This is a genomic window from Desulfitobacterium chlororespirans DSM 11544 (assembly GCF_900143285.1).
GTDB lineage: Bacteria > Bacillota > Desulfitobacteriia > Desulfitobacteriales > Desulfitobacteriaceae > Desulfitobacterium > Desulfitobacterium chlororespirans.
Window position 1 is genome coordinate 277081 of the sequence record NZ_FRDN01000007.1, and the last position, 12918, is coordinate 289998.

Below are 12918 nucleotides of genomic sequence, written 5' to 3' on the forward strand. Positions count from 1 at the left end.
CAACCCGGAGGAGGTCATATGAAAAAAATTGATTCCGTATTGCAATCAATGCCTCTCTTTAAAAATATCCAACCGGATAAATATACTAATGTTCTTTCCTGTCTGAACGGACGTATTCAAGACTATGCCAAAGGTGAGATCATCTATAGCCTGCAAGATCCCCTGAAAAGTGCCGGCATTGTTCTTGCCGGCCGGGTCAATATGTCCATGGTCAGTGTGACCGGCACCGAGCATTATGTTCAGCAATTTGATCCCGGAGATATTTTCGGTGAAGCTTTGGCTTGCCAGGCTGATCCTATGGACAACGGCGTATTGCAAATAACGGCTGTCCAGAAAAGCAGCGTCCTGTTTGTCTGTCTTTCCCAGCTTTATACGGAAAAGGCCCTGACTTGCCCCTATGCCTCGCAAGTGGCTTTAAATCTGCTTAAAGAAGTAGTGGATAATAATATCTTTCTGAGCAGAAAAGTAGAGATTTTATCTCAGAAAAAGATCAGGGACAGGATCTTCATTTATTTGCAATCCGTGGGCCGCTCCGGAAATACGGTGAATATCCCTTTCAACCGCCAGGAGTTGGCTAACTTTCTGGGGGTGGACCGCAGCGCCCTCTCCCGGGAGCTTTGTCTGATGCGGGATGAAGGGATGATCGATTTCTATAAAAATGAGATCATTCTTTTAAGAAATGATTTGATTTCTTAAAAGATACCGCTCCTTAGGCAAAATGGTGGAGGGACTGCCCCGTATGAGGCAATCCCTCCACCATTTTTAGCGGTTTCTTAAAAACATCTTCAGCTCAGGCCGCCCATCCACCATGGACCATGTGGTATCAAAGTTCCAGCCGGGGCCAAGCTCTTCATAGGTTGCTTGCTCGCTCAGCTCAGCAGCAGTCTTATTCTCTCCATCCAGGTTGTTGCTTCCGATTGAATCGGGCATCCTGGGAAATACTGTGGAGCCGTTGTCACCTGGGGTTAACTTATAAAGCATTCCGTCGTAGGCCAGATTTTTATCTATCATACCCTGAGGATAAATAGATAACGCCATCCTGCTGATATCCTTGCCTGAACCGGTAATTGCTGAAAAATCAGAAACATTCCCGCTAAAATACCCGGCCCCTAGGGTTAAACCGCCTATTTTGTCTGTACCACTGATCTTGCCGGAAGCATAACAGTTAGAGACGTCCCAGGCGTTTCTTACCAGGCCGCTGGTTTCATCGCCTCCGGAAACAGCCGCCCTGACCATGCTTCTGCTGATCTGCATTACATCGTCAGCGATCCCACTCACCTGATGCTCACCGGAGATATTTCCCGTAACCAGAACAGACCCGATAAATTGAGTACCCATCGTGAGGGCTGCAACATGTTGACGGCCTGTAACCTTTACATCAAGCAAGCCAACATTTTGGATTCCTGACCCGACCCGGCGGAGCAATGCCTGATAATCTTCATTGGGCCTGTTGATATACAGATTGCGGATCAAATGCCCTTTTCCATCAAACTTCTTAATGGATGCCTCGATGGGAACCCACCCTTCACCGGTATTATAAGGATAAACACCCAGATCAATATCCCCACCCAATTCAATATACATATCCTTTTCATCCACATGGTAACGCAGCGCATTTAATTCCTCAGCCGTAAAAATGATATAGGGATCAGCTTCAGTCCCTTTGCCATGGGAATAGCCTCGATACCCGGCTACCTGGAATCTAAGGGTGTGCGAACCTAAACTGGTAAGACCTTTCAAGGTGAACCATACTTCCTGCTCGACCCGGGCATCGCCTGTGGGGCCTTTCCCATGGTTAAGAACCAGATTCACCCTTGCTTTTCCCTGTTCAAAGGTTACGGGAATGGTGATGCCGGCCGTATAATCTGTCCCGGTAATAGCAGCTCCATTGACGGAACCGTAAGTCCCATCACCGGCTTCGATGACGTTGGCGACGGTGAGCTCCAAAACTCCGTTAACATCCGCGGCTGTCTTCCCGGCTTTATCTTTGAGCGTCAACATCAATGGATTGACCTCACCAGCCACCGGATACGGAGTTCCCTCCGGGTCAACGGCAATGGCATAAGAAACCGCTGTAAATTCCTTGGCACCGGGGACGGGAACGAACTGAGGGCTATTTAGTCTTATGCCGTTGACTGTACCATAACCAGACATAACACTTTGGGTTCCGGCAGCTTCAGCATGAGCAACAGAAGTATGGGCATCTGTTCTTAAAACAGCATTGCCTGTTATTTTTAAATGATCGATCTTACTCATCTGCGTCAAGGATAATTGATTCGTACCGGCCGCAAGCACATTTTTCAGCACGGCCTGGTTGTGCACACTGACACCGGCATCGCCAAGGAGGGAGATTTCATCATATACTCCCCCATCCAATACCAGGTTCAACCGGCTGTGGACCTTGACCTGCTCAAAGTAACCCCTCAGCGTCAATAGTTGACCGTTTTCCGCCCATATCTCCAGCCGCTTGATGGCGTTGGGAGCCGAGGTAATGTCCAAAGGCATATCCGGCTTCAAATAATCAGGGATTGCTTCTGAGCCATGGTCATAAGCCATCTTATCCACCACCACCGGCTGATTGAATATCCCGGAAAACGTCAGCTGCCACTGCCTGCCAAGCACCCTTTCCACTTGAATCTGCCCCACGCCATTGCCGGAAGCGAATTCGATGGCCGCAAGCTGTTCTCTGGCATTCTCAGCTTTCAGGCACCCTTCAAAATCCAGATGAATGCCCTCCGCTTCCTCTTTCGTATAAATTGTCAGACCATATTGGCCGTTGCGATCGATATGAATTCCGTTGTCGCTATAGGACTGAATCACCATCCTCTGGCTTTGAACCATATCGATCCGGGTATTGGCTGCGTTTTCAGGATTGGTATAGATTTTTCCCCGCACCGTGACATTTTCCAGAACAGCTCCCTGTCCCCTGATAAACAGATCCCGCTCGATGACCGCATTTTTTATGGTTATGCTGTCACCCTGCAGCAGGACACTGCCCTCAAAAACCTGGATATCTGCTGAATCCGGTGAACCAAGGACGCTCCCCGGCTCCCCATAGCTCACCAGGGATGGGGTCTGTTGGAATCTTGCCGGGAGCGATGAGTCGATCGCTCCTTCCCCGCCGAGAATAATCGGTTTGATTATTTCCGGATGACCATCCAGATAAGACCCGACTGTCGGACTAAGGGTTTTCTCCGTAAGGATGAGCGGGGAGGATGTTCTGGCGATCAAACTTGAACCGACCAGAGAATCCACTAAATGTTCATTAAGTCCGTTGGCAAAATAAGTGCCTTGACTGAAATCGAGCTGATGTTTAAAGTTCTCAATAATTCTAAGATTCGTCTCAAACCGGTTGGCTCCCCCGATTCTCGTCGGATCAGGCAGGGCCTTCTCCACTGTTGGGGAAACGGCACCCACGCCGCCGATGACATAGGTTTTGGCGATCTGCTCCTGATTGATAAAACCGCCGGTATCAGGTGATAGTGTATTGGCAGCAGTCAGCAAAACCGGCCAGCCGTTGACGGCTGCAATCGGTGCGATAGTCAGAGCATCGGCATTGGATAAAGATGTAGTTACCACTACAGTGTCCAATTCCCTGGTCTTCTTAATCTCCTGAGCGATATTAACGGCCGTTTCATAACGGTCAGCACCGCCTAATGGGACGATGTTGATCTTCAGTGCCGAGAGTTCATCCAGAACCGCTTGTTTAATGACTCCCTGTCCGCTGGTGATATAGACAGTTTTTGTTTCCAGCCTTTTGAGCTGCTCTCCGGCAAAACTGTTTAGGCTATGGCCGGAGGTCAAAAGAATGGGCATATCCTTGGTTCGTGCCAAAGGAGCCGCTGTCAATGCATCCACCAGGTTGGCATCCATACCCGCGGAAAGAATGACGGAATCAGATTTGTCCCAGCCTCTTTGCGCGATCAGAGCCGCTGTTTCATAGCGATCCGCTCCCGAGATCCGAGCCTGGTTTGATTCTTTGCCGGCGGTATTGAGCGCCAACATATTTGCGGGGAATAGTGATAAAAGGATAATCATAACCACTAAAAACCTGCATCCGGCACGAATTTTAGTCATTTTTTCCCTACTTTCCTCAATCTGAATGAGAGCCGCAAATATTAAAAGCCACTTAAAATTCTAAAGAAATTTAAGCAGTTTTCATAGGCTATATTTATTCCATTTGATCCGTCATTAACTGCAGCACCCAAATTATGCAATCTGCCTGTTTCCCCTAAACAAGACTATCCTCCGGCAAAACCCCTTTAAGCTTCTGCCAGCCTGTTGTAAATAAAAGCCCCTTAAAAATAATCAAAAAATAATTTCGCATTAATAATTTGCTAATATTTACCTTTCGTCCAACACTACTATATTAATATTTTTATATCAGCATTTGTGGTGATAGTTGTCACAATCCCATAAAATACACTAAATTAAAAGGAGGGCAGAGTATAGAATCCGGTTAAACCGTTTAAGTGACGATTTAGAATCAAGGAGGTTATTAAGAAATGGCAAGTCTTTTCGACAGAATCACCCATTCCAGAATTAGCCGCCGAAGGTTTATCCAGGCAAGTGCTGCCGCAGCAGCCGGCTTATCCCTTGCCGGTTGTGGAAATTCCTTAACAACGGCAAACGCTGATAAAATGACGTCTCAGGAAGGGAAATGGATTACAGCCGCCTGTTGGCATAACTGGGGCGGACGGTGTCTCAACAAGGCCTATGTGGTGGACGGTGTGGTGGTGCGGCAAAAAACCGATGATACCCATCCGGACAACCCGAATTATTTCCAGCAAAGAGCTTGCCTGAGAGGGCGTGCCCAAAGAAATCAGGTCTTTGGAGCCGATCCGGGAAAAGGAGATTTAAAGCATAAAGATGGACTGCCTCACTTTAAAAAGGCAGTCCATCTTTTGCTTTAATTCAGTTGCAGAATTTTGATCTATGGATTTTAGCTGAGGGCATCCTCCAGCAAAACGCCTTTAAACACATAGGCTGCCGGCCCGGTCATGTACACCCGGTTATCCTCTCCCCACTCAATCAGGAGATCACCCCCCGGCAAATGAACAGTGACCTTGCGCTCAGTCCTGCCGTTGAGGACGGCGGCCACTACTGAAGCGCAGGCTCCTGTTCCGCAGGCCAGCGTCGGGCCCGCTCCCCGCTCCCATACCTTCATGGTCAATTCCCGGGGGCTGTTGACGATGATAAACTCCACATTGGTTTTGCGGGGAAAGAGAGGATGTTTTTCAATGGCCGGGCCGATCCGCTCAAAATCAAGGGTTTCGTAATCTTCCACAAAGATCACGCAGTGAGGGTTGCCCATGGACACTGCCGTAAATTCGAATTCCTGCCCATCCACATCGAGCTTGGCTCCCACTACAGGATCGCCCTGAATAAGTACCGGAACCTGTTCCGACTTCAGGATCGGCTCCCCCATATCCACCCGCACCCCGGTGACTTGATCTCCGGTGATGATGAGCTGCAGGGTAAGAATCCCGGCTAAGGTCTCCACCTGGAGGGGGTTTTTGGTAACATAACCCTGATCATAGATATAACGGGCAAAACAACGAATGCCATTGCCGCACATCTCCGGCTCTGAGCCATCCGAATTCAGGATGCGCATCCTGGCGTCCGCTTTTGCCGAGGGCAGGACGACAATCAGCCCATCTCCCCCCACTCCGAACTGGCGGTGGCAAAGCCTGCGGGCCAACTCCGGATAATCGGGAAACTCGGCAGGGGTACCCTGAAAGTGATCGATAAAGACAAAATCATTGCCCAGGCCGTGCATTTTGATGATTTCCATAGCTAACTTCAACTCCTTACCCATGATCTTGGGCGGTTTTTTCCTAGGGGAGGATGATGGAGGCGAACAGATCCGGCACCAGGTAATAAGCCATGATCGTGATTAATACAAAAATAAGGGCTAATTTGAAGACTTTTTTTATAATTAAGGAAACCGTGAAGATCGCTAATAAGCCAACGACAATATAGGATAGTGTATCAATATTATCTGCCAAAACAAATCCTAACAAAAATTCAAACATGATCGTCCTCCTCTTGCCTTGAATAGTTTATCCTGAAATCAATGAAATAGTTACATCATGATTCTTCTAGGTATTCTGCATTACGGACAAAAATCCTTTTTAAATGCGGGCCTCACTCGGGCACTTTCTATTTTACAGCAGAAGACGGCCTCTGGCATCTGCCAGCCGCCGTCTCATGTTATCCCCGGACTGTCTTACTGCGACAGCCCCCCATAGGCAAGTAGATATTAACGAGGAGAAGAATCATACAGGATATACATGCACTTTCATGCCGTTATTCCGGGTCTCTACGTCCATCTGTAATTTATGCAAAGGGAGTTCCTTTTCAAACCATTTGGGAATATGGCTGCAGGTGATTTCCAGCCGGGCAAAAGCTGCTTCCTTGAAAAAGGGTATTAATACTTCCCGGGAATTGAGGGGCTTGTTATGGGCCATGACATCTCTTAAATCTACCGAATAATATCCTGCTTTGCCGGCAATGGGCTGAATCAGCTCTGAGGTTCCATCGCGGTCTTCCTGCCGGTAACAATAAAAATGTTCAATCTGAGGAATGAAGTCCTGAGGGCGTCCTTCGATCATCCACAGGGCGACGCCGAAACCTTCAAAAATAACGCGATAGAAACCATGGGTAGGTCCGGCTGCTATTACCTTGCAATCTCCCAGCCAATGTACCATTTGACTAAGGCGGAAGCGCAGTCCGGCCATGGATTCGTGGTTGCCCGGTGTCCAATCAAATTTTTGATCGGCAACCCAGGTATCACCTGTTCTTTCGTATATATAAAGCTCTGCTTTTTCAGAGAAACCGGCGGTAACGCCGGTTTCATTGACTAATACCGCAATTTTCATAGTCCCTCCTTGGCCGGAGCATTCCTGAATCAGCAGGAACACCCATTACAATCTCCCGTGCAATTAAAACCCGACCGATCAAAATCGGGCAGAATCAGGAACTTACAATCCGCAATGTCATAAGTGAACCGCTCCACTCCGTCATCAATCGTCACCATGTTACCCGCAAAAGACAAGGCCAGGGGCAGCTTGGCAACCGTATCGTCCATAAGCCCCATTCTGGTTCGTGAGGAGATAATTTTTCTGCCCGCGCCGGCACTCTGCACCACAATATCTCCTGATGTCTTAAGCTGAACAAGCTTCCCTTTCCGGTCAAAGCGAATGGAGTTAAAATCGGCATCCACTGCCAGGGCGTTGACGTCAAAAGCCGGAACCGGACCAATGGGTGTATTCAGTACAACAGGTACCGCCGGTTCAAAAGATTCCAGATTGCCGTTGTCATGCAATCTCACTCCAATCCGGCCTGAAAAATCTCCCCCGGGGGTATGCAGGGGAACCACTGCGCCCGGCCAAAAAATCAGGCTTTTCAGCTTACCGTCAGGATAGAAGCGCAGCCCGTTCAGTTTCACCGTAATCCTTCCGAACGCTAAGGGAAATTCATAGACCTGGGCCAACTCCCCTTCTTCCTCCTCGGACCAGGCAAACCCGATTTGCCCGTTCAGCGGAAATACGCTGTCGATAGCTCCATCTTCATAAAATGTCACCAATTCGGCAGGGAAGGGGCCGATGGGAGTCGGGATTTCTGTCTGGGCTTCCAGATAAATGCTGCGCAGGCTGCCATTGGCATAAAAGGAAAGGGACTTCAGCTCTTTTTCACGCACGCCTGGCCGGGAATACCGCGGCACCAGCGCACCGGCCGATGTCTGAAGGACATTTTCTTCGTTTACCCTGCATTCGCATACATTGCCGTTGGCATAGAGGGTGCAACTGGTTATTCCGTTCAGGACCGGTGCTTCATTCACTGGGATTCATCTCCTTTGCTTATCCTTTGCTTACTTGCTGCAAACCGCCGTGAAACAGTGCCTCCGGTTCAGACCGGTTCTCTTTGGCGGTCAGGAAATCCGGCTTCATCTTGTAAACGGCCACCGGATTGTCATCCAAGGCGGAACGGTATTTTTCGATCAAGGCACTGCCCGGCATTGGCTTAAAAAATCCGGGCATCAATTTATTCAGAAGCTGCTGCAAGGCGGCCGCAGACTGCTTAAAATCCTCTACCCGCTGAACTGTACCAAACAGCATCACACTCATGTAGGCCGTATCCACCTTGCAGGGAACAGGATCGGTTACCGTACCGGCCTCTTCATACACTGTAAAGCACACCTTGGGATTTTCATCAAGAAGCTTGACCTTTTTGCCCGAACCCATCCCGTGAAAGTAGATGCAGCCGTCCATCCACACAAAATTGACCGGCACGGCATAAGGGTATTCCCCCGCATTCATTCCCACGATACCGACCCGGGAGTGCCGGAGAAACCCTTCAATCCGCTTCGGATCGGTACAGATCCTACTGGTATAGCGTATTTGTTCCATATTAAAGCTCACCCCTTTTAAAGCTCACCCCTTTGCCACAGGGTCATCAGCCGGGATAGAAACTGCTCCATCCAGATCTGATCCTGGGCAATATATTCGGGATGGGCCAGGAGCTCCTCAGCCGGTTGTACTGTATCGGCCGGAACCAACTCATCACCGCAGTTCTCGATCAAACCCCCGATGATGTCCTCTGTGTTCTCTAAATGATATTGGAAACCGAATACCCGATCCCCGTAGAGAAATGCCTGGTTGGGGCAGGCTTCGCTGGTTGCCAGAAGTACCGCTCCCTCAGGCAGGGTACTGAAGGTGTCTCCATGCCACTGAAACACCATCGGATGTTCAGGAAAAAAGTCAAACAGCGGCATTTTCCGGGCTGTGTCCAGCAAACGGACAGGCAGCCAGCCAATCTCCTTCTGAGGATTGGGAGTTACCTTTCCCCCCAGAGCACCCGCAATCAGCTGAGCGCCCAGGCACAGTCCGATGACAACCTTGCCCCTCTCCACCGCCGCCCTGATGAACTTTTTTTCCGCAATCAGCCAGGGGTACTCTGCTTCTTCATCAATGTTCATAGGGCCGCCCATGATGATCAGCCAGTCCAGGTCCTCCAGCTCCGGAAAATGAGGATCGGCATAGACATGGGTGGCGGTTACGGTGTGTCCATGGTCCGCTGCCCATGTCAAAATGCTGCCTGGGTTCTCAAAGGGAACATGCTGTATATAATGCAGCTTCATAGATATCCTCCTTCTCAGATCCGCCTACCAGACATTGAGGATCCATTCTTTGTTCTTCTTGTGCTCCATATCGGCAAATAAGGCATTGGCCATGCTCTCTGCCAGATGGATGGCCCCTGCGTAACCCACCACCGGGTGCCGGTACATTCCGGCCCGGTCGTAGACAGGAAAACCGACCCGCACCATGGGGATGTCGTAATCAATGGCAATAAACCGCCCCTTGGAATGGCCCAGGATAAGATCGAGCTCCAGACCCTGGTTCTTGATCCGATCTTCCAAGGTCCATAGATCGGCATTGGTTACGATCTCCAGATCATAATAGACATTTTTTTGCAAGGCCTGGATTCTGGGATCATGCTTGTAATTGGAATTATCGTCACCCAGCAAAAGCAGCACCGGCTTCATTTCCAGATCCAGGCAGAACTCGGCCAGGCCCACCACCAGGTCGGGATTGCCATAGATAGCTACCCGTTTTTCCGCAAAAAACATATGGGTCAGATCCGTAAGGGCATCCAAGGCAATTCCCCGTTCCCAGGCCAGGCTTTCCGGAATGGGTTTTCCGGTCAGCCTACTAAGGTTCTTTAAAAAGGTATCCGTATTGCGGATGCCGATAGGGGTAGGGCCGATGACGGCCGGGACCCCAAATTCTTTTTCAAGATACTGAGCGGCTTTTCCTCCTTCATAGCGGTTAAGGGCGATGGTTCCTTTGGCATTGGCCGTCCCTCTGAGATCCTCCACTGTCGTATCTCCATGGGAAACTACATTGCCTGCAGGCATCAGTGGGGAATCGAAATTCTCAATTTCAAACAGTACGGTGGCCTCCACCTTCATCTGCTCCAGCAAGTGCTTAAGGGCCGTCACATCCCCCGGATTGGCCCAACCGGTGATCAAATTGATCTTCTCGCTGGGCTCACCTTTTTCCGCAAAGTAGCTGACGAAATCCTTCAGAGCCACATCGTAGCCGGTAATCATGCTGCCCACAAAGCTGGGGGTATGGATGGGAATCAAATGGACTTCCCGTCCCGGATATTTTTCCTGCAAAAGTCCTTCGTTGAGTTTACGCACCACGCCGTCGATATCATCCCCGATGACCTCGGTGGAGCAGGTGGAAATGATCGGAACCACTTTAACATGAGGATAGCGCATCAGCAGCACGTCTACCGCTTCTTCTACCCGGTTCAGCGCTCCGAATACCGCACCGTCTTCATGAACCGAGGAGGATGCCAGTTCAAAACTCTCTTTAAAGTGCTGGGAAAACAGCAGCCGGACAAACATGACGCATCCTTGTCCTCCATGGACAATGCCGATGCAATCTTTGATACCGATGCTGACGTATTGGGCACCGGCCGGCTGGCAGGTAAAAATCGGATTGATAGTCCCGGCGCGTTCTTTTGCTTTCAATTCACAAACCATCTTTTCTCCTCCTCTCTTCATCAATATCAATAATGAATGTCTTTAAGCTCCAGGTTCAAAGAACCGTTGATGGTCAGAAAATCCAGACGCTCTTTCAAATCCTGCATGATTTCTTTCTTTTGCCGGGTATCCATTTCCGCAAGCCAGGCAAAACGCTCCGTAAAGGCATCGGCCATGCATAGGGCATCCGCCCAGTAACACCGCTGCTCAGGTGTGTCAAGGACAATCTCTTCATCACAGAGCAGCTGAGAAGTGATTTTGAGGATATTCTCGTTTTGCCGCTCCCGGTCCCAGGACCGGGAGTGAAATTGCCACAGGCATTTTTTCATGATGTAGTCCAGAAGCAGCTCCATGCGTTGCCTTTTTAATTCGTCGCTCATCTGATCACCGCCTTATATTGCGGATGCCAGGGATTTTTCCCTGGGGAACTCCGGATAGACCTTCTTTTCCAAGTCTGGGAGACTGTCATACTTCCCGGTATATTCTCTCAACACTGGAGAGTTTTTGATTTCATCACTTAAGTTGGCATCGGAAAGCATGCGTTTGGTCACAAATCCTTGGTCTGTCGGAATCTCATCCTTGGTTATGTCCAGCATGGACAGTTGATGAATGGGGGAGTAAATCGCATTATAGACATCCCGGGCAAAGCGCACCCACCCTTCATATCCTTTCCAGGGGCCATTGTGGTAAGCATGGGCATTGAGATAAGGAACCCGGACCTTCTTGGCAACTTCCCCGGGGCGTTTTCCGGTAAAGATCACGTCAGGCTGGAGCATTTCCATGGCTTCCAGACCTTCCAGTTCATTGGGATCGTCAATGGCCAGGGCGCCTTCCTCGCAGCGGGATATTCCCTTTTCCATGTCTCCCTGATGGCCGAATTTGGTATAGACCGATACGACCTCCACGCCCATTTCTTCATGAATAACATTAGCCCAGTGCCAGAGCTTGGAACCGCCCGGCCATAAACAAACTTTCTTGCCTTGCAGACGCGCTTTATACCAATCCAGCTCCGGTTTCCAGCGTGCCGTTTCTTCCTCAATGATGGCCTTGGCCCGCTCCTCAATCCCGAAAAACAGCCCTATTTTCCGCAGCGAGCCGGACAGCGGCTCAAAGCCGAACCCGTCAATGTCCAGACGGGGGATACCATAACGCACCCGCAGCTCGTTACAGATATATTCGGCGGAGCGGGCGCATTCCAGGACATTGAGCTGGGCTCTGTGCATAGCGCGCAGCTCGTCATAAGAGCCGTTGCCTGTAAAGGTGGAAAGCACCTGGATGCCCATACGTTTAAAATAATCTCCCATGACGACCTGATCGCCCTGAATATTATATTCACCGACATAGTTGATCACATAATCACTGGTGATCTCAGGCTCAACCGTGCCTACTTTCTGGTTCACCCAGGCGATGTTGATTTTATGGTGCCCCCCCGATTGGCTGGGTCCCCCAAAACCCGGTGAGTTACAGACAAAGATATCCACTTCGGGCATTTCTTCCATGATTTCATTGGCCAGTGCATTGATATCATCCCCAATCAGAGCGGAGGCACAGGTTTGATAGATGGTCATTCTCTTGATATGGGGGAAGGCTTTGAACGCCTCAATAATGTTCTTCCGCAGCAGATCTTCCGCCCCAAACACAATATGCTTTTCCTTCATATCGGTGGCAAAGGTATACTTGATCTGAAAGTTATCGTTGTCACTGATATAACGCTTGGTCTGCCAGGTATCATAGGTGCAGCCCACCGGGCCGTGACTGATATGGATGACATCTTTCATAGGAGTGCCGATCACGTGTTTGGCACCGCAATAAGCGCAGCCACGCTCGGAAATTGTCCCTGGTATGGTGTTGAGGTATCCCAAAGGCAAAGCCATCGACAGGTCTTCACCGGGTCCTTTGATCACGGCATGCTTCTCCCTTTCGGGGATGCATTCGCTGCATTTAAAAAGATGATATGGCATGAACAGCCCTCCTTTTTGCTAGAGTATGGCCTTGGCTCCTGTTTCTCCGGTACGCACCCGCAAGGCCTCATCAACAGGACATTCAAAGATCTTTCCGTCTCCAAACTGGCCGGTTTTATTAACCTGAATAATGGCCTGCACCACGGTATCCACCTCTTGATCCTGGACAACCACGGATATCTGGCGTTTAGGTATATATTTCATTCCCCGGCTTGGGGCCTGTTCCCCAATCTGTGGCCGGTACTCAATATCCACCTCACCCATGATTCCCCGCTGCTTGCCCCGTCCCAGTACCGGAATGGCGGTGATACTATTGATACCGATGGCTTCCAGGGCCGCTTTAGTTTTGGCAACCATTTTAGGCCGGATAATGGCAATCACTTCTTTCATACTCCGTACCCC

The 12918-nt window shown here is 49.8% G+C and carries 12 protein-coding genes and 1 pseudogene; 2 read left to right on the plus strand and 11 right to left on the minus strand.

Annotated elements, in window-relative coordinates; all coding sequences use genetic code 11:
* Positions 1–18: 18 nt before the first annotated feature.
* Positions 19–696 (plus strand): Crp/Fnr family transcriptional regulator, encoded by a 678-nt coding sequence (locus BUA14_RS12145; RefSeq protein ID WP_072772824.1) that lies wholly within the window; start codon positions 19–21, stop codon positions 694–696.
* A gap of 66 nt (positions 697–762) precedes the next feature.
* Here BUA14_RS12145 and BUA14_RS12150 read toward each other — a convergent pair whose 3' ends face one another.
* Positions 763–4077, minus strand: a complete 3315-nt coding sequence (locus BUA14_RS12150; RefSeq protein WP_072772825.1) for a cell wall-binding repeat-containing protein — start codon at positions 4075–4077, stop codon at positions 763–765.
* Positions 4078–4505: 428 nt separating this feature from the next.
* Between BUA14_RS12150 and BUA14_RS12155 the strand changes: the two are divergent.
* Positions 4506–4880: pseudogene (locus BUA14_RS12155) on the plus strand (twin-arginine translocation signal domain-containing protein); the annotation flags it as partial.
* Positions 4881–4942: 62 nt separating this feature from the next.
* On the opposite strand, the gene dapF reads toward BUA14_RS12155, so the two are convergent.
* From dapF to BUA14_RS12205, 10 genes are all read right to left on the minus strand, one after another.
* Complete coding sequence (dapF, locus tag BUA14_RS12160; RefSeq protein WP_178371680.1) at positions 4943–5794, minus strand: diaminopimelate epimerase; 852 nt, start codon at positions 5792–5794, stop codon at positions 4943–4945.
* A 43-nt stretch (positions 5795–5837) separates the two neighbouring features.
* Complete coding sequence (locus tag BUA14_RS12165; protein WP_072772827.1) at positions 5838–6035, minus strand: hypothetical protein; 198 nt, start codon at positions 6033–6035, stop codon at positions 5838–5840.
* 243 nt (positions 6036–6278) lie between these two features.
* Positions 6279–6881 (minus strand): Fe-only nitrogenase accessory AnfO family protein, encoded by a 603-nt coding sequence (locus tag BUA14_RS12170; RefSeq protein WP_143153454.1) that lies wholly within the window; start codon positions 6879–6881, stop codon positions 6279–6281.
* A gap of 29 nt (positions 6882–6910) precedes the next feature.
* Positions 6911–7843, minus strand: coding sequence for a hypothetical protein (locus BUA14_RS12175; RefSeq protein ID WP_084078577.1), 933 nt, complete (start codon positions 7841–7843; stop codon positions 6911–6913).
* Between the two features lie 19 nt (positions 7844–7862).
* The gene (locus tag BUA14_RS12180; protein ID WP_072772830.1) at positions 7863–8411 is read right to left on the minus strand and encodes a pyridoxamine 5'-phosphate oxidase family protein; all 549 of its coding nucleotides are present in this window, start codon (positions 8409–8411) and stop codon (positions 7863–7865) included.
* A gap of 17 nt (positions 8412–8428) precedes the next feature.
* On the minus strand, positions 8429–9142 hold the full coding sequence (locus tag BUA14_RS12185) for a type 1 glutamine amidotransferase (RefSeq protein ID WP_072772831.1): 714 nt from the start codon (positions 9140–9142) through the stop codon (positions 8429–8431).
* A gap of 24 nt (positions 9143–9166) precedes the next feature.
* Positions 9167–10555 carry a Fe-only nitrogenase subunit beta gene (anfK, locus tag BUA14_RS12190; protein WP_072772832.1) on the minus strand — a complete coding sequence of 463 codons (1389 nt, stop codon included), beginning with the start codon at positions 10553–10555 and terminating at the stop codon, positions 9167–9169.
* 26 nt (positions 10556–10581) lie between these two features.
* Positions 10582–10935: a Fe-only nitrogenase subunit delta gene (gene anfG / locus BUA14_RS12195; RefSeq protein ID WP_072772833.1), complete on the minus strand. Its 354-nt coding sequence runs from the start codon at positions 10933–10935 to the stop codon at positions 10582–10584.
* 12 nt (positions 10936–10947) lie between these two features.
* Positions 10948–12516 (minus strand): nitrogenase iron-iron protein, alpha chain, encoded by a 1569-nt coding sequence (gene anfD / locus BUA14_RS12200; RefSeq protein ID WP_072772834.1) that lies wholly within the window; start codon positions 12514–12516, stop codon positions 10948–10950.
* Between the two features lie 18 nt (positions 12517–12534).
* Positions 12535–12906, minus strand: a complete 372-nt coding sequence (locus BUA14_RS12205) for a P-II family nitrogen regulator (RefSeq protein ID WP_072772835.1) — start codon at positions 12904–12906, stop codon at positions 12535–12537.
* Positions 12907–12918: the final 12 nt, after the last annotated feature.